Origin of the sequence: Constantimarinum furrinae, from assembly GCF_014295415.1 — a bacterium.
Lineage (GTDB): Bacteria > Bacteroidota > Bacteroidia > Flavobacteriales > Flavobacteriaceae > Constantimarinum > Constantimarinum furrinae.
Genome location: NZ_CP052909.1, coordinates 1659391 through 1685760, shown reverse-complemented (window position 1 = coordinate 1685760; position 26370 = coordinate 1659391). Strand labels below are relative to the sequence as shown.

The window sequence follows — 26370 nt, the reverse complement described above, 5'->3', positions numbered from 1 at the left end:
ACAGGTGAACAAGGCTAGACTCTTATTATTATCCTGTTTTCTGGCGTTGCAATGCGGGACCAAAATTATGACTACCTATACCTATACCGACCAGAATAATAATGTGTTTGATATTTCACCCAAAGAAATAAGATACGTGCCAATTACTCCTGTTGAAAGCTCTTCAGGAACTTATAGTGGTGGAGAAAAAGTGACCGTGTCTATTACTGAAGAAGACTTTAAGGAAATTTCGGAGCTGGCAACTGAATTGTTTCAGAATACTGAAGTACACACCTCAAAAAGAACAATGGGTACTTCGGTTTTGTATGCTACTACTGAAAACGGATCTAAGCGCGTAACCTTACTGCGTTCAAAACAGAGAGGTGATTTGGAACGTGTCTTAAATTCGTTGAAAGAATAAAACAAATAAAAAAACCGACTGCTTTCACAGTCGGCTCCTTTAGGGGCAAAAAAACAGCTAATTAAAGTTTGGCAAAGGTTAAGTAGTCGGTTCCACCATTACCGCCGCTTACATCAAATAATTCCACCAGGGTTGTCGTATAATTTGAAACATCCCAATCGTCATTAAATTCATCAAAAGGAATCTGTCCGCCGAAGTTAAGTACAAGATCGAGTCCGCTGCTGCTGTTGGTCACATTCCATGTTCCGTTAATAGCACCATTACTATTCGTAGCGACTACGGTGCCATCAATGTTAAAAACAATGGTATAGGAGGTATAATGGTAGGTTTCATCATCACCATCGTCTATATAGCTTTGTACAAACCATTGTCCGTCTGATAATACATCAACAAGACCCTGAGTACCGCCACCGCCGCCTGTGCAGCCCGTATAGGGATTTCTTCCGAAGGTAAGGTAATCGGTGCCACCGTTACCACCACTTATATCAATTAGGCTTATACTTTGAGCATCAAAGGAAATAAGATCCCAGTCGTCATTAAGATCATCGAATGGATCGTTACTTCCTGTGGTCTGGAAATTCAATACCAGGTCCTGTCCGCTACTACTGTTGGTCACAGCCCAACTACCATTTTTTGTGTTGTTTGGGCTCACCGCAATTACCGTTTGATTAGCGTTAAAGGTAAACTCATAAGCCTGGAAATGACAGGTTTCATTGTTGCCATCATCTTCGAGAAGATTAACATACCAAACACCGTCCACCAGTGTTTCTACTAGGGTTCCGGAACCACCACCGGTTCCTCCTCCGCCACCGCCTCCGCTATTAGGAGTACGTTCGTAAGTTAGAAAATCTACATCGCCATTGCCACCGCTTATGTGCTTTAAACGAATGATATCGTTGGTCGCTTCAATAATATCCCAGTCTTCATTGAGTTCGTCAAACGGGTTTGTGGTTCCGAAGAATAGATTAAGATCGGGAGTGCTGCTGCCTGTAAGGCTCCAGGTACCGTTTACATTGTTAGTACCATTGTTTGCAAGGGCCGTATTATCTGAATTAAAGTTGAACTCATAACCTGCGTAGTTACTTGTTTCTTCTACATCGTCGAAAAAGTAAGTGACAAACCAGCTACCGCTTGTAAGGATGTCTTCGAGGTTTGACGGAACTTGATTTCCTCCTCCTGAAGCACAATTAGAGATTAGTGTAGCAAGCTCGGTATTGCTGTTAACCTCCACTATAGAACCATCCTGAAGGATCACAGAGATAGGGAAATCTATAGCTACAGTGCTCCCGGGGGTTAATCCTGACAGAAACAGGAACAACTCTACATCGCTGTTCACCGTTTGTGTACCTGTCTGCTGATTATTGGCATCATAGATAAAAAATGAGATCGGGTAAACAAAATCGATACAATCGATAGAATCCGGGGCATTGTTTTCAGATGAGGTACGCACCATCAAATTTGTAAGTTGAGAGTCTACTGCAACAACTTCTCCATTATCTTCCAGGGGTAATTCTTCTTCCGAACAAGAGGTTAAAACAAATCCCACACAAAGTAAAATGTAAAAGGAAATTTTGGTTAATTTTTTCATAGCAATTTTTAATTTTGGGTTATATACGAATAGAACAAACCAAATGAAAAAAGCCCTACCCTAATTCTGAAATAATTTTTAATAATCTGTTTTTCAAGTTTTTATATTATTTTTTATAGTAATGATCTAAGTTTTACTGAACAAATAATAAAAATGATATGCGGATTTTTCAAAGTAGAATGGAGATAAAAAATGTAGGGATTTAACAAAAAAAAATCATCCGGGAAAGGATCCGGATGATCATAAACGGGGCAAAAAAATTAGGGAATTTTAGGTCAAGTAGGTTTGCTTAAAAAGGTGGTGTTAAAAGAAGGCACTCAATATAGATCTCTTCCAAATTTTTCGATGCATCTTCATTCTATACTTATGCTTGAAAATTATCATATCGAAGCCAAAAGCATGATTTCATTTGAATCCCTATCGTTGAGTGCCTTAATGAAACAACTATGTTAGATCTTGGTGAAAGTGAGGTAATCGGTACCTCCATTTCCGCCACTTACGTCTATGAGTTTGATCTCATTTTGAGATACACTTATAATATCCCAGTCGTCATTTAGGTCTTCAAATTTGTTAGACTCCGGCACCGGAAAGAATATATTGAAGTCTGCACTGCTGCTATTAGAGCTTCCATCGTCGTCGCTTGACGAGCTACTGCTGTTTGATACAGACCAGGTTCCGGTAACCGTAGTGTTGCCATTAACCGCAACTAACGATCCATCATCATGAAAAGTGAAACTAAAACCACTAAAGTCACCGGTTTCAACCTTGTCTGAATCATAAAAATAAGTGATCTCCCAGCTGCCACTCATTGCGGTTTCCGCAATTTGATCTGCACTTGCACTGTTGGGGTTTGAGGAGTCATCTGTAGAACAAGCTACGACCAACACCCAGGAAATCACCATCACTAATCCAATAAATCTCTTTTTCATCATTACTAGCTTTTTTATTTTTTTTTAATTTTTCTTAAATTTCAATGTGTCTTCAATATTATTGCTACTGTCGAGAGTAACCAGAGTTACTGAAGTTTCGGTATATTGAAGTACCTTATATTCGTCGTCATCGGCACCGTTTAACGGACTGTCCATATCGAATTCAAAGTTGAGATCCTGACCAATTACAGTGATGATCCATATTCCGTTAACCGTTTGTGAACCATTGAAAGCCGAAACACTTTGGTTGGACAAGAAATTAAAATCGTATCCGTTAAATTCGGCTGTTTCATCATCGCCATTATCCAAAAACAATTCTACGAACCACGTTCCGTCCTGCATAAAATCCCTGAGTTCCTGAGGATCGGGGTTAGTACCCCCACCTCCACCACCACAGCCGGTAGCAGGGTTTCTTCCGAAGTTTAACAGATCGGGATTCCCTCCACCACTGCCGGTATCACGAAGATCAATATGGTCGAGATCAAATTCCAGCACTTCCCAGTCATCATTGAGGTCACTGAATGAGCCGCTTCCCGAGTTGTCGAAATTAAGAATCAGACTCAAGACACCATTGTTGGATTCCACAGTCCAGAATCCATTTCTCGTATTCGATGGGCTAACCGCAGTGGCAGTCCCATTTACAAAGTAGGTGAATACATAGTCTGCAAATTCGCAGGTATCATCATCGCCGCTTTTTAACAGGAGATTTACATACCATTCTCCGGTGGTTAGATCTTCAATAAACTGATTGATCGTATTATTAGTTCCACTGTTTGGAGATCTTTCGAAGGTTAAAAGATCGATTCCGCCAGTTCCTCCGCTATTATGTCTTAATCTTATAATCTCTGAAGTAGCTTCCAGTATCTCCCAATCTTCGTCCAATTCATCAAAGGGTATCGTGGTTCCGAAGAAAAGATCGAGTCTCGGCATCGCTCCGCCTGAAAAATTCCATGTACCATTAACCGTATTCGAACCATTATTCGCCTGGGCAGTATTGTTCGTTTCGAAGCTAAATTCATAACCGGAATAATTTGAGGTCTCATCAAAATCATCAAAGAAATAGGTAATGTACCACACATCGGTCGTGAGATCTAACTCAAATTGTTCCTCATTTATAGGATCCGGAGTCCCCCCACTATTATTTACACATTCGGTGATCAGTTGTTCTAACTCCTGGTTGGAATTCACCAATACTATGGAGCCATCCTCTAGTACAACCGATACAGGAAAATCGATACTGATAAATTCTCCATTTTCAAGTGTGGATAAAAATATAAAGAGCTCTAGATCATTATTCACTGTTTGAGTCCCTATTTGCTGCTGATTATCGTCGTAGATAAAGAACGTCACCGGATAGATTATGTCTAAACAGGCTATAGCTGAATTACCACCTCCGTTTTCACATGCCTCAATCAAAGCGTCAAGTTCGGCTTGATCATTAATGGTCACCTGAGAAAAATCTTCCAACATCAGCATAATCGGAAAAACGATCTCTAAGGTATCGGGATCGTTGGGAAACTGATTGAATATATTCTGAACGATCTGTAGATCCTCGACACTTTGTAAGACGACTTCCTGACCGTTTGCAAAAACAGTGACAGGGTAAACTAAAGTACTGCAGCTGTTACCGTCAATTATATTATCTATAACTCCTGAATTCTGAGATGTTCGAATCAACAAATTAGTAAGTGTAGAATTTGCCGTAATCGTTTCTTCTTCATTATCGTCTATGAAGATCTCTTCTTCTTTTTGGCAAGACAAAAAAAGCATACTGAACAAAAAGATCAGTAAAAATTGGAGCCCGGTTGATTTGTTTACTTTCATGTTTTATTTGGGTGCTTTAGTGATAAAACAGGTATATTCAATTTTACCCTACCCGAAAAATAATTATTTTTAAATATATTTAGCCACCTAAGAGAACATTATATAATGACAGAAGATAACGTCTGCAACGAAAGTACATTCAATAGAATTTATACCGAACACGGCAGATCTATATGGGGGTTTATTTATTATAAGTGTGGAGACAGCGCCCAGGCCGATGATCTGGTTCAGGAGGCCTTTATAAAATTGTGGCAAAATTGTGCCAAGGTAACATCTCAAAAAGCAAAATCCTTTTTATATACCGTCGCTAACAACACCTTTTTGAATGAAGTAGCGCACAAAAAAGTGGTGTTGAAGCACGCCAAACTTCAGCCCGATTCGGTTAATAATCAATCCCCTCAGTTTGTGTTGGAGGAAAAGGAATACCTTCAGAAAATAGAAAAAGCGATCGAAAATCTTACGGAAGCACAACGAACGGCTTTCCTAATGAACCGTATTGATGGAAAAAAATATGCCGAGATCGCAGAAATCCTGGGTATCTCGGTAAAAGCAGTTGAAAAGCGTATGAGTCAGGCTTTAGCCTCTTTGAGAAAGGAAATTGAAAATTTATAATACTTAATGGTAGGGTAAAAGACCATTTGGCTGTTAGGGTATTAGGAATGTTATTATAACTATGGATAAAAACTACATATTGCATAAATATTTAAACGGAGAAGCGACGGCCGAGGAAATAGCTCAGCTCAAGGAATCTCCGGAATATGCTTCTTATATAAAGATCTCCGAAGTAACGGGAGAGTTCACAACTCCATCGTTTGATGCTGAAGGCAATAAGAAAGCGATCGATGCAAAAATAGGCGATCCGAAAGTCAGAACCTTGAGCCCTTTTGGTATGTTTATAAGAGTGGCAGCCGTTGTCATGGTGCTGCTAGCCGGGTATTTATACGTAAGCACTCTGGATACTACCGTAAATACCGGAATTGCTGCAAAGGAAACCTTTTTGCTTCCGGATAATTCCGAAGTCGTGTTAAACGCTTCATCAGAGATCGTATACAATAAGAAAAAATGGAACGACAACCGGGCGTTGGCCTTAGAAGGCGAGGCTTATTTTAAAGTTGAAAAAGGCAGTAAATTCAGCGTTAAGACATCACAGGGTATCGTTAGTGTTTTGGGAACTCAATTTAACGTGTTCTCCAGGGATACAATTTTCAATATAAATTGTTACGAAGGTCTGGTAAGTGTTCAGTTTAACGACACACTTATTAAACTTCCTGCCGGAAATAAACTAAAAATAGAGAACGGAACGTTAGTAGTTCATACACAAAGCAATACACAGTCACCAAGCTGGATCACAAATGAGAGCAGTTTTGATAATGCTAGCCTGGCCACTGTCATTGAAGAGTTACAACGACAATATCCAATTCAAATAACCTCACAAAATACTATAGTAAATAAGCGGTTTTCGGGGAGTTTTACACATCAGGATCTAATGATCGCACTGCGCTCGGTATTTGATCCCCTCCAACTGGAATTTACTGTTGAAGGAGACCAAGTACATGTATATGCACCTAAAGACAAATAATTTTCGACTGGTATTTATTACCCTGTTATTTGTTTTCAGTTTACAGAATATTCACGGTCAGAACACTGAAAAGAAAGCCCTCCTAAGTATTATGACCGATCTTGAATCTAAGCATAATGTTAGATTCTCATATGCGACGCAAGACGTTTCTCAGATAAGCATTGTTCCACCGGAAGAATCGCTAAACCTGAACGAAAGTCTTCAATACTTGAACAATATCACTCCTTTAATCTTTACTGAAATTGATAACCGATATATTACGGTAGTTCGAAAAAATAATATTTCTAAGTACTGCGGAAGGATCATTAATTCTGAAACCGGCGATCCTATGGAAGGAGCCAACATAGTGAGCCAAAACAGTAGATTTTCTACGATCTCCAATTCTGAAGGTTATTTTTATCTACCGCAATCTGCAGCAGGAACCAATTTCACGGTATCGCATGTTGGTTTTGAACAGCAAACGCTGCTGGTGGATGAGCTTAGGTCGGACTGCTTGTCGATCATGATGTTACCCGCCGTAGATATGTTGGAACAGGTGTATATAAGAGCCTTATTTGTTAAGGGTATCGATAAGAATACCGATGGTGCCCTAACCTTATCTGCAGACAGTTTTGGACTGCTGCCGGGGCAAACAGATAACGATGTGCTCTTAATTGCTCAATCACTCCCCGGAGTGGAAAGTGTAGACGAAACCGTTTCGCATATCAATATTAGAGGTGGAACACGGGATGAAAATCTTATCCTCTGGGATAATATAAAGATGTATCAGAGCGGGCATTTCTTCGGATTGATCTCTGCGTATAACCCCGATCTAACCAAAAATGTAACGATCTATAAAAACGGAAGTCCGGCTAAATACGGCGAAGGAGTTTCGGGAGTTATCGATATGCGATCTACCAATACCATCGCTGAAACGTTTAGAGGTGGTGCCGGACTCAATTTAATTAACACCAATCTGTTCTTCGAGATCCCGCTTTCAAAAACCATGGGACTTCAAACCTCGGCCCGAACATCGATCAATACAGTGCTGGAAACGCCGGTGTACAAAACCTATTCTGAGCGGATCTTTCAGGATACCGAGATCACTTCCGTAGATAGCAGTAATAGCACTGCCTTGGTAAGCGCCGATGAAGATTTTAAATTCTATGATTTTAGCACCAAATTTCTTTGGGATTTTTCAGAAAAAGATAAGGTAAGACTTAATTTTCTTACTATGCAGAACTCGCTGGACTTTACTGAAACCATTAATGAAACACAGAGTTCCCAAACCAGTAAACTGGATCAAAATACTTTGGTTGCCGGAGCTTCATGGGATCGGAAGTGGGACGAGGGAATTAAAACCTCATTTTTAGGGTATGGCAGTTATTACCTTTTGGAATCCATCAATCGCGATATATTTACGACTCAGGAGCAATTTCAGGAAAACGAAGTACTGGAAACAGGTATAAAACTGGACTCGGAGCTCCAAATTTCAGACAGGAATACCATAAAAGCAGGATATCATTTTTCAGAAACCGGTATATCGAACACACAACAAGTTAATTTGCCTCGTTTTTTGAGCAAGGATAAAGATGTGCTTCGTTCCCATATTATTTACGGGGGAATAGCATACCGGCCTAGCGGCAACAATAACTCTGTGATCAACGCCGGATTTCGGGTTAATTATTTCAGTAAATTCAAGGAAACATTTATTGAACCCAGACTGAGTATTCACCAGGAAGTTGGGAGTGGTTTTGCAATCGAAGGTTTGGGCGAATTTAAAAGTCAGACCACCACACAACGAATCGATTTTGAAAGTGATTTTCTGGGCGTTGAAAAGCGTAGATGGGTTTTGGTTAATAATGACGATATCCCCATCATTAAAAGTAAACAAGGGTCTGTAGGTATGGTTTATGCAAAAGACAATTGGTTCGCTAATGCAGAGGGATTCTATAAGAGTGTGGATGGAATTACCGCAGCCAGTCAGGGCTTTCAGAATCAGTTTCAGTTCACAAGAGATACGGGCGGGTATCATGTTAAGGGAGTTGAATTTTCAGTAAACCGTCGTACACCGCGATTTAGTGCCTGGCTTAGTTATTTATACATGATCAATGATTACGAATTTTCGAATCTGGAACCCAATATTTTTCCGAATAATCTAGATATACGACATACCGCTACTGTTGCAGGTTCCTATAACTTTAAGAATTTTAAGATCGCTCTCGGATTTAACTATCATACCGGAAAACCGAACACTTTCCCGCTTAATGGAGCCGAGATTATTGAGGTAAACGGAGAAGAGGTCATACAATACGACAGTCCGAATGCCGAACGACTTTCCAGTTATTTTAGAACAGACATTTCTGCAGAATATATCTGGGAACTTTCAGACAAAGTAGATGCCAAAATAAATCTGGCGGTATTAAATATTGCCGATACCGATAATACATTAAATATCAGATATGTATTAACCACCGATGAAAACGGTGCGACCCGCGTAAATCAGGTAAAAGAAGTTTCCTTAGGACTTACTCCTAACTTCGCTGTCCAAGTACTTTTTTAGGCATAGGGTTTTTCCTTCTATGAATTCCCATAAATTTAATTTCTAGCAGAATTCTTTGATAGTGAGACGATTAGTTCACAATACTTTAGCACCATCAGTATTAATCGAATCTAAAATCTCTCATTATGAAAACACAAGACACAATTAAAGTAAAATTTGCCATGATGGCATTTTTCATTGCTGCGTTAACGTTTACCGGTAACGCACAGGAATGTGCGACCACACTGGCATCAAAATCGGGTACCGTATTATCTGCCAATCCCGGGGTGCTAACAACCACGGCGACCTCAGATCAAGTGGTTGTAAAGATCAGAAAAACCGGGGGTCGTGCCGAGACTCAGGTCAATGTATATGTAAACAACGTTATGCAACCCGATCCGCAGGACGTTTTCGAATTTGACAACGGAAACTACACCGAATCACAGTATAGAACGAGAACATTTAATAATGTTTCGGGAAAAACGATTAAAGTTCAGATCGTGAATCAATCTGTGGCAAATACCTTTAAGTACACGCTAAAAATAGACGGTTCCAAAAAATCTGTTGCTACCACAGGTGGTAAAGTTGAAGGAACACTTATTGGGCAGACCAATAAAACCATTTATACCGATGGGTCATGTACTCCAAAGACTCGGATAATTGTTAGGAGAAAGAATGGAAGGGCTCGTGGAAACATTCGAGTATGGGAAAAACAAAGCAACGGTTCTTGGCAGCGTTTGGATCAGTACAGTCAGACTCTTGAGCAAAATCAAGACAAAAAGATCTTTGTTGTTAACTCTAACAAGAAGTTAAAAGTTGAATTGCGAAATGTATCTGTAGGAAATACACTGGGATATATTATGAATGCTTTAGCTGCTAATTAATTTACAATTCAAAAGTCCTCAGTCTTTTCCTACCGGAATTCATAGATTTTTTACACATCATAGATTTCTTAGATGGCCTTACTTTTCAGGAAAAGTACCTTAGAGCAATTCGAATTCAAATAACTATTTAAATATACGATCATGAAAAAAATAATAATCACCATCATTATAGCCATTTTCGCCTGTAATTTTCAGGCTCAGGCTCAAAACTGCAATCAGGGCGCCAAGCTAGCAGAAAAAACATGGGAAAAATGGGGACCCTGGAAGCCCAATATTACTTTAATCCCCTTTAAAGCTGAGGTTCAAAAGATCAAGAACGTTTGGAACTGGATCGCTGCAAATGGCGGAGCTACAATAGGACCAAGACTTCTCGAGCTGGATGGTGGAAATGAATCCGGCAATATTGCAGGACAAACCAAAAGCACATTTGTAACACCCCCTTCTTTCGACGATAGGGTTGAGATCACCATCAATAAGTACGATGGAAGAGCAAAAACTGGAGTTGTGATCTGTGTACAGGGGCGAGACGGTGTAACCACTCAAAAGGCATCTTACGAGTTTCCCAACGATAGAAACGGAAAAGTGAAAAAATTCACTTTAAACAATGTGAGAGGAAAGATCATCATTGTTGCCATGAAAAATCAATCGGTTGGAAATAAATTCAAATACCGAATTAACGGTAAGAAAAAATAGTCAAGAAGGAGGGGATAAGAATATTTCCTCCTTTTTCATAGAATTTTTTCTTCAGAAATGAACACAAAGTAAAACCAAAACAAGATGAAAAATATAGCAATTATATTAGGGTTGATCGTCACCTGTCTTGCGCAGGCTCAACCCAAGGTATATGCAATAGAACCATTGCCTAATAAGGAAGTTTCTTATACCGGAAATCTCTCTGAAGGGGTAATACTCGATGACCTCAGTTGGGCATGGAGCAGTTCAAATGCATGCTTTCCAGCAACCCAACAACAAAAATTTACTGGAAAGCACCTGTTCTTTACGGGAATCATCCCAAAATACAGTGAAATGACGGTAACCGTTATTCCTAAAGACCCCAACGCGAATTTCAGCGTATACGCCTATGAAATTGGGGTAAACAGTAATGATTTGGTACCGAATCTTCCTCGTTGCATACGGTGCGAAGCAGATCATAAGCGCGAACGAAATGTTAGAGGTAAAGCACCTCAGGATCATACACGTGTAGTAACCGATCTGGTGGCCATAAATAACCCGTATCGTGTGGTTATTGGAGTTACCGGTGCCGACGGACTCAGTGAAGGTGATTTTACCTTAGTGATTTCCACAAAAACCAGATAATGAAAATTATAAGACTACTTTAAAAAAGTTATATCTTTTAAGTATGATTTGTAAGGTAAAGCACAACTATTTGTTCTATTTGCTTATTGCGGTATGGATTCTCCAGCCGCAATCTGCATTTTCGCAAAACACTTTAAAAACCAGAATTGATAGTGTAATGCAAACGCTGGGGCAAAAACCTTACGAAGAAAAGAAAGATGCTTTTGGCTTTATAAACAAGATCATTGGCAGACATGGAAGTGAGAGATTTGAAGAGTATTACAATTATGTGCTATCCAAAGATAGCAGCGATCTTGCCAAATTAGTGCTCTACTTTCCATTTGCACAGCGAATGTCGCGTAAAGGAGATACCAATGCTTCGCTAAATTTAAAACTTGCCGGATTGGAAATTGCAGAAAAACTCAATGATGAAAGGCAGATGATCATTTATAATTCTTCTATCGCCAATGCCTATCTATTTCAGAATCAGCTCGACAAAGCGCTCTTTTATTTAAATAAAGCAGAACCTATTGCAACGAAACCGGAACACGTCGATCTATTGTGGAATTATCACTATAATATGGCCTTACTTGAGGCCGAACTAGGTAATACAGAAAAGGAGACCTTTTATTATGAGCAAATGTGGGAGCTCGCCAAAGATCTTGAAAACACCTCTCAAAAACGATTTGTACTCTATCTGCTTGTAGATCATTTTAGTCAGCTTGACAAACCCATTCAACTCGCAGAATTCACCGAAATTCTTGCACAACTTTACGAAGATGCGCATCCCAACACTCCGCAGGGACATTTACCCATTAAGAGTATTTTTGAGAACAGGGCCAATCCGGTTAATATCCCGCGATTAAAAGAGTCGATTCGAATAAGTGACAGCCTCAATAGTATTAATTCTATGGTCTACGGCAGTATTGCACTTGCAGAAACCTATTTAAAAATAAATCAGCCACAACAAGCCATTCAGGTTCTAAAAAAAGTTGAAGAACGGGTAAGAAGTGTCAATAAGCCGCAAAGCCTTTCTTTTTTGTACATTAAATTAGTTGAAAGCAGTCTGGCAGCAAATAATTACAAAGAAGCTTTTCACTATCGAACCCTGGAATCTGAGGTAAAGGATAGTATACGATCTGAACGAATGCAACGCAATATAGCCGAGTTACAGGTTCAGTTCGACACCGAGAAAAAAGAACGTGAAATAGTTGAACAAAAGCTGATCATAGAAAAGGAAAGCAAGCAAAAAAATCAGATCAAGATCGGGCTGGTTGCTTTAGGAATTTTGCTCTTATTTTCTGTAATCTTCTTCAGAAAAAGACTGAATTACCAAAGAACCATTTCACAGCAAACGGAAGCCATTCAGAAACAAAAAATAACAGAACTTCAGCAAAAAAATAAGCTACTGGCCATGAGTAGTATGATAGAAGGACAAGAAGCCGAAAGATTGCGTATTGCAAAAGATCTACACGACAGTTTGGGCGGACTTCTAAGTACAGTTAAAGCGCATTTTACAACTATTCAGAAAGAGATAGAGCAACTTGAAGAACTAAATTTAACAGAGAAAACAAATTCGCTTATTGATGAAGCCTGTCTGGAAGTAAGAAGGATATCACATAATATGATGCCCCATGCCTTGAGCATTTCAGGATTAAAAGGAGCCATTGAAGATCTTGGGGACCATCTTAATGAAGAAGGACTGGCTACAACCGTAGAGATCAATAACCTTCCGGAAACTATGGAGACTACCCGAGAAGTGATGATCTACCGACTGGCACAGGAAATAATCTCCAATGTTAGAAAACATGCCCATGCGAAAAATGTACTCATTCAGCTTATTGGATATGAAGATGAAATGGCACTTATCATAGAAGACGACGGTAACGGTTTCGATTACGAACAAGCTACAAGTAAGGGGGGACTCGGACTTAAAAGTATTAACAGCAGAGTTCAGTTTTTAGACGGAACTATAAATTGGGATTCTAAGCTCAATTCGGGGACAACGATAACCATAAATATTCCAATACAATGATAAAAGTACTTATAGTAGATGATCACAAGATGGTAATAGATGGTTTACAATTATTATTGAAAAACCAGCAGGGAATAGAAGTTTGTGGAACGGCTTTAACCGGTGAGGAAGGTATCTCGCAACTCGAAAGTGTTTCCCCTGATGTCGTGCTGTTGGATATCAATATGCCCGGGATGAACGGAATTGACACTTGTAAAAAAATGGTCCAGTTGCAACCTGAGTTAAAGATCATTGCAATTTCGATGCATAAAGAAAGCAGCCTGATTAAATTAATGTTGGGAAACGGAGCCAAAGGGTATGTACTAAAAAATGCTGGGCAGGATGAGGTCATTGAAGCCATACAAACAGTTTATGGAGGTAAAATGTATCTGGATGATACTGTAAACGAGATCGTTGTAAACAGTGTCGCAAACAACAGTTCTAAAAAAACCAGCAGCCCTTTCCCTACACTTTCAAGAAGGGAAAAAGAAATCTTGGAGTTGATCCTGGAAGAATATACCACCCAGGAAATAGCCGAAAAACTCTTTATCAGTTTTGGCACCGTTGAAACCCATAGAAGAAATATGTTAATCAAGACCGGTGCCCGAAATACTGCAGGACTGGTTCGAATCTCACTTGAATACGAATTACACAAATAAAACCACGACATTATGAAAAATTTAATTTTTATCCTCTTTAGCCTCCTTATTATAGGATGTGCTTCAGAAACAGAAAAAAAAAGCCTGGACGAAATAGCTGACATTTATAATGCAAAAACAGCATACTCTAAAGGTGTTAAAAGTTCAATGGGAGAGCAAACGGAGAAGACTTTTACAATAACGGTATCTGACAGTAAATTGATCGACAGTTTAAATCCGAATGTGAGTTCATCAAATATTGGCTTTCTGGTGTATAACAGCCTGTCAGCTGAAGAAAAGAAGAATTACACGTACATAAATGTAAATCTGTTAAACCTAAAAAGAGACTCCGCAAAATATAGTTATACTGCCACTTCTCTGGCGAAATTGAGTCCGAAGGCAAAGACTTTTAATGAAGTTTCCGAACAATTGCTTCTAGGCAACTTTAAAAAACTGGATGAAATTAAAGATGCAGCGGCAATTCCCAATGAAATTTCTGAAACCATAAAGCAAAAAATTGCCTTTTTGGAACAGGAATACGGGGATTTAGAATCCTACACTCCATTCGGCATAGGAGAAGCATCTGATGCGATTGGAACGGTTTATCAATTTCAGGCGTTTCTGGTATTTAAAGAAAAAAAGGTGCCGTATATTGTTGTTACCGATGCCGACCCAAATAATGATAAAATGATCGGTTTTAATATTTTCAACTAGCAAAAGCAACCCTCTTTTCTGTACTTAATTTATTATTTCCTCGCTGCCTTATTATTTTTTTACATAAGTTTATAGGGCTATAAAACTTGTATGAATAAAGAAAATAATACGTGTGTGGAAGGTGTTTTTGATCGTATTTATAAGGAAATTTCACCCTCACTTCGCAATTTTGCTTATTTTAAATGTGGTGATGAAGATCAATCCAATGATCTTGTTCAGGAAGCCTTTATTAAGCTTTGGGATAATTGTAAGAAAGTCCCTCCTACAAAGGCAAAATCATTTCTGTATACTGTTACCAACAATCTTTTCTTAAATACAGTGGCTCATAAAAAGGTGGTGTTTAAGTATGCTGAAGGCGTTTCAGAAAAAATAAACAAACAAACACCGCAATTTGCCCTGGAAGAAAAAGAATTTGGAGAACGGCTTGAAGCTGCTATTTCCAACCTTACCGAAGTACAACGTACAGCATTTTTGATGAGTAGAGTGGAAGGAAAAAAATACAGGGAAATAGCCGAAATTTTGGGAATAAGCGAGAAGGCAGCGGGAAAAAGGATCCACGATGCATTGGAGGAATTGCGCAAGAGTATTGAAAAAATTTAAATCTGAAGGTAGCAAAAACAGCCTGAAATTGTTTTAGTTATAGTAAACCGACTCTATGAAAAAGGAAGATTTACTGGAAAAGTGGTTAAATGGCGAAATAACTTCGGCAGAACTTGAGGTATTAAGAACGATGCCGGAGTTTTCGTCATACCATAAAATAGATGAATACGTTAAACGTATGCAACTTCCTGTACACCATACTCGGGAAGAGTTATCTATTTTAAAACAAAAGTTATCACCCAAAAAAGTCGAGCGTTCTGCAAAAGTAATATCCCTGTCAACGGTTATTAAGATCGCAGCAGTATTAGTGCTACTTCTCGCCTCTTATGTATATATCGATTCGCTGCCTACTACTGTTAAAACAGCGGTAGCAGAGACTGAGACCATATATTTACCAGATGGATCATCGGTAATATTAAATGGGGCCTCACAAATTTTGTATAAGGAAAGAGGATGGAACAATGAACGTGAGCTGGAATTGGCAGGAGAAGCCTTTTTTGAGGTTGCCAAGGGGGAAACGTTTACCGTGAATACGGAACAAGGCTCGATAACTGTTCTGGGAACCAAATTCAATGTGTTTTCAAAACAGGATAACTTTGTAGTGAAATGTTTTGAAGGGCGGGTTTATGTTTCTCATAACGGTACCGGCATCGAACTATCAAAAGGAGAGACTGCCACCGTTTTAAACAACCAGCTGACAAAAGACAGGGTTTATTCATCCAGACCGGGCTGGATCTTTAATGAGAGCAGTTATGACGATGTGATGCTGAAAAACGTACTTAAAGAACTTGAAAAGCAATATAATATTCGTGTTTCAACAAAAAATATTGATGTAAATTTACGTTTCACGGGTAGTTTTACTCATGAAAATCTGGAAGCAGCTTTACAAACCGTAACGTTGCCATTCGGATTCAATTATTCCATAAATAACACGAATGCTGTTACCATTTTTGCTAACGAACCCTCTCAGGAATAGAATATTACTCTTATTCTTTGCCCTTATTATTTTTAATTTTTATTCTTCGGCACAGGTTAGTACCACATCCGGGATAGCCCTACAGGAAGTACTTCAACAATTAGAGCAAAAACATCAGGTTCGATTTTCATATAATGCGGAAGCCATTAAAACCGTTGTAATAAGTGATTTTAATTTGAATTCTCCTCTCGAAATCACTTTGCAAACACTTAGGTCCAACTATCCGCTTAAATTTACAACGATAGAGGAGCGCTATATAGCGGTACAAGTGACCAATTTCAGATATATTGATATTTGTGGAGTCATAATTGATACGCAATCGGGCACCCCCCTAAGTCATGCCGATATCATTACGGAATCACGACAACTAAGTACCGATGGCGGTGGAAACTTTAACATTTCCAGTATTCCCGAAAATGAAATGATCGCTGTATATTACTTAGGTTTTCTGGTAAAAACAGTGATGGCAAAGGAATTAATTTCTGAAGGAGATTGTCCGTTGCTTTTTATCGATCCCAGGCTAAACTATCTTCCAACAGTAATTCTGGATAGCTATATAACTAAGGGAATTTCTAAAAACGCCGAAGGATCAGTAACGATCTCCAATGCTAATTTTGAAATTCTACCCAGTTTAATTGAACCTGATGTTTTACAGATCGCACAAGTTCTACCCGGGATTGAGAGTTTTGATGAAACTGCCTCCAATATTAACATTCGAGGTGGAAATAGCGATGAAGTATTATTGCTTTGGGATGACATAAGAATGTACCAGAGCGGACACTTTTTTGGATTGATCTCTGCATTCAATCCCAACCTTACTCAGGAAGTCACCATTTATAAAAACGGCACACATCCGCGTTTTGGAGAGAGTGTTTCAGGGGTGATAAGCATGAAATCTGATGAAAAGATCCCTCAACAGGTTACAGGAGGTGTTGGCATCAACTTAATAAGCACAAGCGGTTACGCAAAGATCCCGGTTTCAGAGCGGTTATCTTTTAACGTTTCGGGTAGAACATCAATAAACAGCACTTTAGGGAACCCGGTATACAATCAGTTTTTCAACAGGGTTTTTCAGAATACGATAATTACCGATCTTCAAAGCAACACATCTCAAGGCTTGCGTTCTACCGACGAAGATTTCAACTTTTACGATCTAAGTGTAAAAGGAATTTGGGAGCTTTCAGAAAAAGATAAGATTCAGTACAACTTCCTTACCATCAACAACAAACTCAATTTTACCGAACGATTTATAAATGATAATTTAAGTTCTGCAAATGTGAGTGAACTAAAGCAGCGAAACACGGTTAACGGATTGAATTGGCGCCGTGATTGGACGGCTAATTTCAGTTCTAAAATTCTGTTTCACGGCGCCAAATATGTACTTAGCGAAGAAAATCTTGAGATCAATACACAAGAACTTGAATCCCAACGCAATGAAGTAAATGAAAGCGGTTTTAAGGCAGATGTCAACGTCAATCTTACTAAAGAACTGCTATTAAACGCCGGGTATCAATACAGCGATACCGAAATCCTGAACACTCTTGCTTCAAGCACTACTTCCTTTATAGAAAAAGATCGGAATTCGCTGGTGTCTAATGCGTATTTTGCCAATGGTACCCTAAAACTATTCGAAAAACAGACTATTATTACTGCGGGACTTCGAATTACCGAATTTACTACTATTTCGAACACATTTCTTGAACCTCGTTTTAACATCTACCAGAAATTGAATGACGACTTTAGTTTAAATGCTTCAGGAGAATTAAAGAGTCAGTCGATATTTCAATTTATAGATGTAAACAACAAATTACTTGGCGTTGAAAATAAACGATGGACACAGGCTAACGGCATAGACATTCCGGTTCTTGAAAGCAGTCAGATCTCTCTTGGAGGGACTTTCAGCAAGAATAATTGGATCATAAATACGGAAGGATTTTATAAGAAAGTACGAGGTATTTCGGCTGTAAACCAAGGCTTTAGAAACCAATTCAAGGATGTGACGGCTTTAGGTTCCTATGAGGTAAAAGGCGCAGAAGTAAGTATCAATAAAAAGGCAGAGAAATTAAATCTGTGGCTAAGTTATACGTTTATGGACAATCGGTTTAACTTTAATGACCTCAACCCTATGAGTTTTCCCGGAGCTTTAGATATCACTCATTCCTTAAATTTGGCGGTTACTTACGATTTCAAAGCTTTTCAGTTTTCTATGGGAAGCCTATTTAGAAGTGGTACTCCATATACACAGCCTATAGCAGGAAATGAGATCGTGGAACAAAACGGGGTTTCCATAATTAATTTTGAGGATCCTAATTCAAGTACGTTACGAAGCTATTTTAGAACCGACTTTTCGGCCGTTTACAATTTTAAATTGGATGATACCTTTCGCGGTCGACTTAATGTCGCTTTCTTGAACATTTTTGACAGAGAGAATGCCTTAAATACCTATTACCGTCTGGAAGTCGATGAAGAAGATAACGCTAGTATTAACCGAATCGATCAGTTTTCACTTGGCTTTACGCCCAACCTATCCTTTCAGTTACTTTTTTAGTCTACATCCTTTGCGGTACTTCAATACCCAATAGCGTGAAAGCGCTTTTTATAACATCGGCTACTGCTTTGGACAAGTGTATCCTGAATTGTTTTTCTGAAACATCATCGGTTCCTAAAATGGGAACATTTTGATAAAATGAATTGAATTCCTTAACCAGATCGTAGGTGTAATTTGCGATGAGCGCAGGGCTATACTGGCTTGCAGCCATTTGCACAGTTTCGGGATAGGACTGAAGCTGTTTTAGCAACTCGCGTTCCTTTTCGTGTAATGACAAGTTGCTGTAAGAATCATTTTTAGACGATTCCGGGATAATTTCCTTATCTGCCTTTCGCAGGATCGATTGAATTCTCGCATAGGTATACTGAATAAACGGTCCGGTATTCCCTTGGAAATCGACACTTTCGGATGGATTAAACAAAATTCTCTTTTTGGGATCAACTTTCAGTATATAATATTTTAAAGCTCCAAGACCAATCATACGATACAGATCGTTCTTCTCTTCTTCACTAAAATCATCGATTTTTCCAAGCTCTTCGGAAATGTTTTTAGCCGTTGCCGTCATTTCTTCCATAAGGTCGTCGGCATCCACTACCGTACCTTCCCGGCTCTTCATTTTTCCACTTGGGAGATCTACCATACCATAACTTAGATGGTACAAATTTTCGGCCCAAGTATATCCTAATTTTTTTAAAATAAGAAATAATACCTTAAAGTGATAATCCTGCTCATTTCCTACGGTGTAGATCATTCCGTTTACATCGGGGTGATCCTTAACTCGTTGAATGGCTGTCCCAATGTCTTGCGTCATATACACCGCTGTACCATCGCTTCTCAGCACTAGTTTTTCGTCCAGACCTTCATCTGTAAGATCACACCAAACAGATCCGTCTTCTTTTTTAAAGAAAACTCCTTTTTGCAAGCCTTCTTCAATATTATCTTTTCCCAGAAGGTAGGTATCACTCTCGTAATAATAGCTGTCAAAGTCCACTCCCAGATTTTGGTAAGTAACTTCAAAGCCGTCATAAACCCAACCATTCATTTTTCTCCATAACGCCACAGTTTCGGGATCTCCCGATTCCCACTTTCGAAGCATTTCCTGGGCTTCCAGTAAAGACGGAGCTAACGCTTTTGCTTCCTCTTCAGTCTTGCCTTCAACCATTAGGTCTGCAATTTCCTTTTTGTACTCCTTATCGAACCGCACATAGTAGTTTCCTACTAATTTATCGCCCTTAAGTCCTGAAGAATCTGGAGTTTCCTCATTTCCGAATCGCTTCCATGCCAGCATACTTTTGCATATATGAATTCCCCTGTCGTTGATGATCTGTGTTTTGTATACTTTTTTCCCAGAAGCTTTAACTATGTTCGAAACACTATAACCCAGTAAGATATTTCGGATGTGTCCCAAATGAAGGGGCTTATTGGTATTTGGAGAGGCATATTCAACCATAACGGCATCCGTGCCTTGAGGTGCGCTTCCGAAGTCGGTAAAATCGGTTACAGAATTGAAAAAATTGAGATAATAAGCATCACTCAAGACAAGATTCAGGAATCCTTTTACAACATTAAACCGAATAACTTCCTCAACATGTTCAACCAAATGTGTCCCTATGGCCTCACCGATCTGCGCCGGATTGCCTTTTACCGTTCTTAACATAGAAAAGATGACCACGGTGATGTCTCCTTCGAACTCCTTACGTGTTGCCTGAAACTCAACTGTTTCCAGGGTCACACCATACAAAGTTGAAACTGCCTGTTTTATTTCTCTTGAAAGGGTATGCTGTAGATCCATATTTACATTTAATTACCTAACGGGCAGTAAACCCGCGCAAAGCGAGGGCAAAGATACAAGATTTTTAAGGGATGAAAAGCGAATGATTCGCTCTAAATAATTAGTTTCTGTTCTTGAGAAATGCTCCGGCCACTAGGGCCAGCACCCCAAGTCCTATCATTCCAAGAGTCTGATTGCTTATTCCTTCCTTTGCTGAAACCTCAAGGGGTCCAATGTCCAGAACTTCCTGAGGTACAAGCGCATTGTATAGTCCTACGACAATTAGAAGCACACCAACTATAACCAATACTAATTTCAGAATTTTCATAAGAAGTTAATTTAATGATATTTAAAGATAATTAATTAAACAACACTACATACACCATTCTTAACTATCAACTAGGTTTTGTTCAATTATTATTTCATATCTTTAAACAAAATGAAAATACTACTTACAGGAGCCAATGGTTATATTGGTATGCGACTACTGCCGGCGCTACTAGATGCGGGACATGAAGTGGTTTGTTGTGTTCGAGACAAAGACCGACTTTCACTAGATCTTAAAACCATAGACAAGGTAGAGGTTTTGGAGATAGACTTTTTAAAGGAACCTGATACAGACAGATTCCCTAAGGATATCGATGCAGCATACTATCTCATACATTCTATGAGTAGTTCAATTAACGATTTTGATGAACTGGAAGCCTTATCAGCCCAAAATTTTAATCGTTATATGTCTAAAACTACGGTACAACATGTAGTTTACCTTAGCGGTATAATCAATGAAGAAAAACTTTCAAAACATTTATCCTCAAGAAAAAAAGTTGAAGAGATCTTATACAAAGGAGATTATCATCTCACTGTGCTTCGAGCAGGGATCGTGGTGGGAAGCGGTAGTTCATCCTTTGAGATTATTCGGGATCTATGCGAAAAACTCCCTGTGATGATAGCACCCAAATGGCTAAAGACACGAATCCAGCCTATTGCCATACGAGATGTTATATTATTTTTAAGCAGTGTACTTTTCAATAAATCATGTTACGACAAGTCCTTCGATATTGGTGGCCCCGATATTCTCACCTATTCACAAATGCTTAAAATCTATGCTAAAGAACGACAATTAAAACTTTTGATCATTCCGGTTCCAGTGATGTCTCCACGCTTGTCTTCTTATTGGTTGTACTTTGTAACCTCAACGAGTTATAAGCTAGCGGTAAACCTTGTGGACAGCATGAAAATGGAGGTGGTTGCTTCAGATAACGATTTACAAAAGATTTTAAATATTAAGCCCATTAGTTATTCTCAGGCTATTCAAAAAGCCTTCCTGAAAATTGAACAAAATATTGTTATTTCAAGTTGGAAGGATTCCCTGGTTGCCGGAAGATTAAGTTCCTTAAAAGAGTATGTACAAGTACCTACTTATGGCTGCTTAAAGGACTGCAAAAGGGTGAGAATTACAGACAGAGAACACGTTTTGAACAACATTTGGTCTATTGGCGGAACAAAAGGTTGGTACTATGGAAATTGGCTTTGGAAAATCCGTGGCTTTCTGGACCAGCTTGTTGGAGGAGTGGGTCTACGGAGAGGACGAACACATCCAATAAATATTTATAAGGGAGATGCTTTGGACTTCTGGAGAGTTTTGTATGCCGATAAAACTGAAGGTAGACTTCTACTCTTTGCTGAGATGAAGTTGCCCGGTGAGGCCTGGTTAGAATTCGAGATCAAAGATGATTTCCTCTATCAAACAGCAACTTTTCGACCCAGAGGAATTTGGGGAAGGTTGTACTGGTATACGGTATTACCCTTTCATTATTTTATTTTCGGAGGCATGATCCGAAATATTATAAAAGCATAAATAATACTGTTTATTCCTTCGGAAGAAAAACTTCGGCCATCATACATCGTGCACTACCACCTCCACAGGTTTCTATGGTCTCCAGATCACTGCTTAGGATTTCACAATACTTTTCAATGGATGCGATTTGATCCGGAGTTAGGCTTCGATGGGCCGCCAGACTCATGACCATATATTTAGAATTGTCTGCTCCCCTAACCTGAAGCATATTTCCCGCAAATTGATGCATTTGTGCTTCGGTTATTGTAATGATCTCCTTATTGTCCTTTTTTAAATGTGCCACCACATTCTTCTTTTCCGCTTTATCATCTATAGAATCCAAGCAAATAATTACAAATTCCTCAGCCATGGCCATCATCACATTGGTATGGTAGATGGGAAGTCGCTCGCCATCCACGCTTTGATAGGCAGTAAATACGACTGGAGTATATTCAAAATCCTCACAAAACTCGATCAACAATTCCTCATCGGCTCTAGGTGATAACGCGCAATACGCCTTTTTGTTTACCCGGTCCAATAACAGACTTCCGGTACCTTCGAGAAAGAATCCTTCATCTTCGGCCACGGTATAATCCATAAATCCCTCAATTATAAAACCTTCGCTTTCCAGTCGATTAATGACCTCTTCCCTGCGTTCCCTTCTTCGGTTTTCAGCAAACATGGGATATAACGCTACTATACCGTTTTCATGAAAGCTCACCCAATTATTCGGAAAAATAGAATCCGGAGTATCCATTTTCAAATCGTCATGTTCTACGATCACCTGAACACCAACAGCTCTCAATTTTGCTACAAAGGCATCAAACTCTTCCTGTGCCTTGGTATTGATCTCACTATTTCTTATATCCAGATCCTCCTGGAAATAATTATTAACCGCAGTTTCTTCATTCATTCGAAAAGCTACCGGGCGGATCATTAAAATAGTGTTGGTGATTTGCTTCATATAGGTTGTAAAAAGAAGATATAAAATTAAAATTTGGGAAGTTTATTTCCTTGCCACAAAAGTACGTAAATATGCAGATGAAAATTGAAATTGTTTACGGTGTATTTACAAAAAAAATACTGAATTAGTCGTTTGTTTATTTCTTTCTGAAATTATAAACCAAACCGAGTCCGTAACTTGCTCCGGTGAAAACATTTCTGCCTGTTAATACGTAAGACAGGCTAAAATACCCTCCGAAGCTTTCTGAAAATGGTTTATAGAGCGTCCCTCCAACCTTATGAAAATCCACCCCGAATTCTCTGAAATTTTGCGGTCGAGGGGTGCCTCTGTAGTCAATTCCTCCAAAAGAATGCTGATAGTCGTAAAAAAGATCGTAATACCAGTTTGAACCAGCATGACCCGCCTTCAAGGTAACCGGAATACTATTAGGCGTTTCTTCCAGTTTAAAAGAATATCCGCTTTGCAGGGTTACAAACCATCCGGAATTTATTTTATAATGTACCATTCCGCGAAGATCTATGATCGTTGCCTGCTGCCCGATGTCATTTAAACCCCCTAGTTCATAATCGGAAACCGGGGTGGAAAATCCGCCGGCAACACTAAATTCAAGATTACCCGAAGAGAGCGCTTGATCGAACAGGCGATATTTCAGCCATAATGCCATGTCCTGAAAGTCGCTGTTGTCGTCACTGGCTATATAAGGCAGTGAAACACTCGCATCTAGGTCTTGGGTTATGCCGTAGTCAACAAAAATACTACCATATACCACAGTTCGTCCAAGATCGAGTTTCATATCTCCGGCATAATATTTTTTAGAATCTTCATAGCCAAACCCCAGGACTGCCGACCCGGCACCTTGACCTTTATAAAAACCATCTATACGGCCCTGAGCAAAGCCCTGAACAAGGAAGAGGATGGATATCGTAAGAAGTAAATATTTTGACATTTAAAGAATTTAGTTAAGCTCTTATCTCCTAGTTGTAGATAAAAATACAACTTTAGATTAATCCCTAATTAATGGCATGGTAGTGCATCGAAGTAGTCCTTCCTGCTTTGCAATTTCAGAATAGGGTACTTCTTCAACTGTAAAACCTTGAGACCTCAACCAGGTATTAAGTCGTGTAAAGTTTTTTTCTGAAATGATCACTTCGGGGGAAATAGAGAATATATTGCTATTCATGTGATACATTTCATCCTTATCGATATGAAAACAATTGTCTATTCCGAAGAAATTCACAAGCCATTCATATTCCTTTTCTTCTAAAAATCCTTCCTTATGAATAATTGCCTTTCCCTTTCCAATGGGTTGAAAACAACAATCCAGATGAAGGGCATTATCCCGTGCAATGGTATTCGATTTTCTCAAATTGAAATGCTTCACTTTTTTATGTGGAAACAACTTCTGAAGGTGCCTAACTGCCTTCATATTTGTTCTTGCCGTTATAAAATCTGAATAGTCATCTCCATAGTATGTTCCTACAAAAATATAATCCCCCCATGGCATTACGTCACCTCCTTCAATATGCGCATCCTCAGGAAACTCTATGATCTTAGAGGCATCAATCTGGTCGATCACATCGTGTAAGGCGTCGATTTCTTTGGAGCGGTCTTCCAGAATATTTGCTTTAATAAATTTGTCTTCTATGACAAAAGCTATGTCCCGTGAAAATATCTGATTGTAATCTTCAATTTTGTCGGGCCTAAATACTTTCACATCGTATTTCTTAAAAATCCTGGCAACAGCGTCCATCTCCTTCACCATGTCTTCATCTTTTGGGTAGGTGCCTGCCTTAATATGCTCTGCCGATTTGGGGTCATAAGCATTTTCAAGTTTGGGTACGGGACCGTTGCTGTCTGCTCTACCCAGAACGACAGCACGAAGTCGGGAAATCTCGTCGGTAATATGTAATTGTAGCATTCAGTAAATATAAAAAAACCATCCACTAAAAATGGATGGTTTAAAACGATATAATTTTTTCGCTATCTGTAATTAATGTCTTTAAAGGCTCTCTTTGTTTCACCAATGTATACTTGACGCGGTCTTCCAATGGGTTCCTTACGCAGTCGCATTTCTCTCCACTGGGCGATCCATCCCGGCAAACGACCTAGGGCGAACATAGGTGTAAACATTTCTACAGGGATTCCGAGGGATCGGTAAATGATTCCAGAATAAAAATCGACGTTGGGGTATAACTTTCTGTCCACGAAATAACTGTCTTCAAGCGCTTCCTTTTCAAGTCCTTTTGCGATATCCAGCACCGGATCCTCTATTCCCAGGTTGTCCAGTACATCGTCTGCAGATTTTTTTATGATCTTAGCTCTGGGGTCGAAGTTCTTATACACACGATGACCGAAGCCCATTAGTCTAAATGGATCGTTCTTGTCCTTGGCTTTCGCCATAAATTTCTTTGTATCCCCTCCGTCTTCCTTAATAGCTTCCAACATTTCGATGACTGCCTGATTGGCTCCACCATGAAGAGGACCCCATAAAGCCGCAATACCTGCCGAAATTGAAACGAATAACCCTGCATGTGACGACCCTACCATTCTAACCGTCGAAGTAGAGCAATTTTGTTCGTGGTCCGCATGTAATATCAAGAGTTTATCCAATGCTTCTACCAATACCTCATTAGAATTGTATTCTCCACTGGGCTTTTTGAACATCATTTTGAGGAAATTTTCTACATAACCCAAGGAATCATCCCCGTAATCCAATGGCAGCCCAACTCTTTTTCTGTAAGCCCAGGCCGTTAAAACCGGGAATTTAGCCATAATACGAACAATGGCGTTATACATCTCTTCCTCACTGTCTACATTTACGGATGAAGGATTAAATGCCACTAAAGCCGAAGTGAGCGAAGAAAGAACACCCATTGGGTGAGCCGATTTAGGAAAACCGTCCAGGATCTTTTTCACATCTTCATCGACGTGCGACTGAGCCTTAATATCAGTATGAAATTTATCAAGCTGTTCGCTTGTTGGCAATTCTCCGAAAATTAACAAATAAGCTACTTCCAAGAAGTCGGCCTTTTCTGCCAATTCCTCAATAGCGTAGCCTCTATACCTCAGTATCCCTTCTTCTCCATTCAAAAAGGTAATGGCACTCTCACAAGATCCGGTATTCTTGTATCCTGGATCTATTGTTGTAATACCACTAGTTACTCCACGAAGGGTTTTGATATCGATGGCAAGTTCGTTTTCTGTTCCTTCAATAATTGGGAATTCATACTTTTTACCTTCGATCTCGAGCGTTGCTATTCTTGACATATTTTATATTTGAGTTAAAA

Annotated in this window: 23 protein-coding genes; 14 read left to right on the top strand and 9 right to left on the bottom strand. The window is 39.2% G+C overall.

Annotation, left to right across the window (positions count from 1 at the left end; all coding sequences use genetic code 11):
• Window positions 1–67 precede the first annotated feature (67 nt).
• Complete coding sequence (locus ALE3EI_RS07705) at window positions 68–400, top strand: hypothetical protein (protein WP_186987707.1); 333 nt, start codon at window positions 68–70, stop codon at window positions 398–400.
• Between the two features lie 61 nt (window positions 401–461).
• Here the strand turns inward: ALE3EI_RS07705 and ALE3EI_RS07700 are convergent, their stop codons facing one another.
• The 3 genes from ALE3EI_RS07700 to ALE3EI_RS07690 form a co-directional block, all read right to left on the bottom strand.
• A complete protein-coding gene (locus tag ALE3EI_RS07700; RefSeq protein ID WP_186987706.1) occupies window positions 462–1988 on the bottom strand; it encodes a hypothetical protein in 1527 nt (508 codons plus the stop codon).
• A 449-nt stretch (window positions 1989–2437) separates the two neighbouring features.
• On the bottom strand, window positions 2438–2920 hold the full coding sequence (locus ALE3EI_RS07695) for a hypothetical protein (RefSeq protein WP_233279937.1): 483 nt from the start codon (window positions 2918–2920) through the stop codon (window positions 2438–2440).
• A gap of 21 nt (window positions 2921–2941) precedes the next feature.
• Window positions 2942–4741 carry a hypothetical protein gene (locus ALE3EI_RS07690; protein ID WP_186987705.1) on the bottom strand — a complete coding sequence of 600 codons (1800 nt, stop codon included), beginning with the start codon at window positions 4739–4741 and terminating at the stop codon, window positions 2942–2944.
• Between the two features lie 105 nt (window positions 4742–4846).
• On the opposite strand from ALE3EI_RS07690, the gene ALE3EI_RS07685 reads away from it, so the two are divergent.
• The 12 genes from ALE3EI_RS07685 to ALE3EI_RS07630 all read left to right on the top strand — a co-directional run bounded on the left by ALE3EI_RS07685 (window position 4847) and on the right by ALE3EI_RS07630 (window position 18511).
• The gene (locus ALE3EI_RS07685; protein WP_186987704.1) at window positions 4847–5353 is read left to right on the top strand and encodes an RNA polymerase sigma factor; all 507 of its coding nucleotides are present in this window, start codon (window positions 4847–4849) and stop codon (window positions 5351–5353) included.
• A gap of 61 nt (window positions 5354–5414) precedes the next feature.
• The gene (locus ALE3EI_RS07680) at window positions 5415–6320 is read left to right on the top strand and encodes a FecR family protein (protein ID WP_186987703.1); all 906 of its coding nucleotides are present in this window, start codon (window positions 5415–5417) and stop codon (window positions 6318–6320) included.
• Complete coding sequence (locus ALE3EI_RS07675) at window positions 6301–8862, top strand: TonB-dependent receptor (protein ID WP_186987702.1); 2562 nt, start codon at window positions 6301–6303, stop codon at window positions 8860–8862. Before ALE3EI_RS07680 ends, ALE3EI_RS07675 begins: the two co-directional genes overlap by 20 nt.
• 125 nt (window positions 8863–8987) lie before the next feature.
• Window positions 8988–9725 carry a hypothetical protein gene (locus ALE3EI_RS07670; RefSeq protein WP_186987701.1) on the top strand — a complete coding sequence of 246 codons (738 nt, stop codon included), beginning with the start codon at window positions 8988–8990 and terminating at the stop codon, window positions 9723–9725.
• Window positions 9726–9866: 141 nt separating this feature from the next.
• The gene (locus tag ALE3EI_RS07665) at window positions 9867–10418 is read left to right on the top strand and encodes a hypothetical protein (protein WP_186987700.1); all 552 of its coding nucleotides are present in this window, start codon (window positions 9867–9869) and stop codon (window positions 10416–10418) included.
• Between the two features lie 84 nt (window positions 10419–10502).
• A complete protein-coding gene (locus ALE3EI_RS07660) occupies window positions 10503–11042 on the top strand; it encodes a hypothetical protein (RefSeq protein WP_186987699.1) in 540 nt (179 codons plus the stop codon).
• A gap of 43 nt (window positions 11043–11085) precedes the next feature.
• On the top strand, window positions 11086–13056 hold the full coding sequence (locus tag ALE3EI_RS07655) for a tetratricopeptide repeat-containing sensor histidine kinase (RefSeq protein ID WP_186987698.1): 1971 nt from the start codon (window positions 11086–11088) through the stop codon (window positions 13054–13056).
• A complete protein-coding gene (locus ALE3EI_RS07650; RefSeq protein ID WP_186987697.1) occupies window positions 13053–13694 on the top strand; it encodes a response regulator in 642 nt (213 codons plus the stop codon). Before ALE3EI_RS07655 ends, ALE3EI_RS07650 begins: the two co-directional genes overlap by 4 nt.
• Window positions 13695–13706: 12 nt before the next feature.
• Window positions 13707–14387 (top strand): hypothetical protein, encoded by a 681-nt coding sequence (locus ALE3EI_RS07645; protein ID WP_186987696.1) that lies wholly within the window; start codon window positions 13707–13709, stop codon window positions 14385–14387.
• A gap of 90 nt (window positions 14388–14477) precedes the next feature.
• Window positions 14478–14987 (top strand): RNA polymerase sigma factor, encoded by a 510-nt coding sequence (locus ALE3EI_RS07640; protein WP_186987695.1) that lies wholly within the window; start codon window positions 14478–14480, stop codon window positions 14985–14987.
• A gap of 55 nt (window positions 14988–15042) precedes the next feature.
• Complete coding sequence (locus ALE3EI_RS07635) at window positions 15043–15963, top strand: FecR family protein (protein WP_186987694.1); 921 nt, start codon at window positions 15043–15045, stop codon at window positions 15961–15963.
• On the top strand, window positions 15923–18511 hold the full coding sequence (locus ALE3EI_RS07630; protein WP_186987693.1) for a TonB-dependent receptor plug domain-containing protein: 2589 nt from the start codon (window positions 15923–15925) through the stop codon (window positions 18509–18511). The genes ALE3EI_RS07635 and ALE3EI_RS07630 overlap by 41 nt, the downstream gene beginning before the upstream one ends.
• Before the next feature lies 1 nt (window position 18512).
• Here the strand turns inward: ALE3EI_RS07630 and argS are convergent, their stop codons facing one another.
• Together argS and ALE3EI_RS07620 are read right to left on the bottom strand one after the other, a co-directional pair.
• Window positions 18513–20303: an arginine--tRNA ligase gene (argS, locus tag ALE3EI_RS07625; protein WP_186987692.1), complete on the bottom strand. Its 1791-nt coding sequence runs from the start codon at window positions 20301–20303 to the stop codon at window positions 18513–18515.
• A 100-nt stretch (window positions 20304–20403) separates the two neighbouring features.
• Window positions 20404–20610 (bottom strand): hypothetical protein, encoded by a 207-nt coding sequence (locus ALE3EI_RS07620; RefSeq protein WP_186987691.1) that lies wholly within the window; start codon window positions 20608–20610, stop codon window positions 20404–20406.
• 111 nt (window positions 20611–20721) lie between these two features.
• Between ALE3EI_RS07620 and ALE3EI_RS07615 the strand changes: the two genes are divergently transcribed.
• Window positions 20722–22140, top strand: coding sequence for an SDR family oxidoreductase (locus tag ALE3EI_RS07615; RefSeq protein WP_186987690.1), 1419 nt, complete (start codon window positions 20722–20724; stop codon window positions 22138–22140).
• A gap of 10 nt (window positions 22141–22150) precedes the next feature.
• On the opposite strand, the gene ctlX is transcribed toward ALE3EI_RS07615, so the two are convergent.
• From ctlX to ALE3EI_RS07595, 4 genes are all read right to left on the bottom strand, one after another.
• Window positions 22151–23083: a citrulline utilization hydrolase CtlX gene (gene ctlX / locus ALE3EI_RS07610; RefSeq protein ID WP_186987689.1), complete on the bottom strand. Its 933-nt coding sequence runs from the start codon at window positions 23081–23083 to the stop codon at window positions 22151–22153.
• 136 nt (window positions 23084–23219) lie between these two features.
• Window positions 23220–24029, bottom strand: a complete 810-nt coding sequence (locus ALE3EI_RS07605; RefSeq protein ID WP_186987688.1) for a transporter — start codon at window positions 24027–24029, stop codon at window positions 23220–23222.
• A 57-nt stretch (window positions 24030–24086) separates the two neighbouring features.
• Entirely contained in the window at window positions 24087–25001 is a 915-nt protein-coding gene (locus ALE3EI_RS07600) for a dimethylarginine dimethylaminohydrolase family protein (protein ID WP_186987687.1), read from the bottom strand.
• A gap of 62 nt (window positions 25002–25063) precedes the next feature.
• Window positions 25064–26350 (bottom strand): citrate synthase, encoded by a 1287-nt coding sequence (locus ALE3EI_RS07595; RefSeq protein WP_186987686.1) that lies wholly within the window; start codon window positions 26348–26350, stop codon window positions 25064–25066.
• Between the last annotated feature and the right edge of the window lie 20 nt (window positions 26351–26370).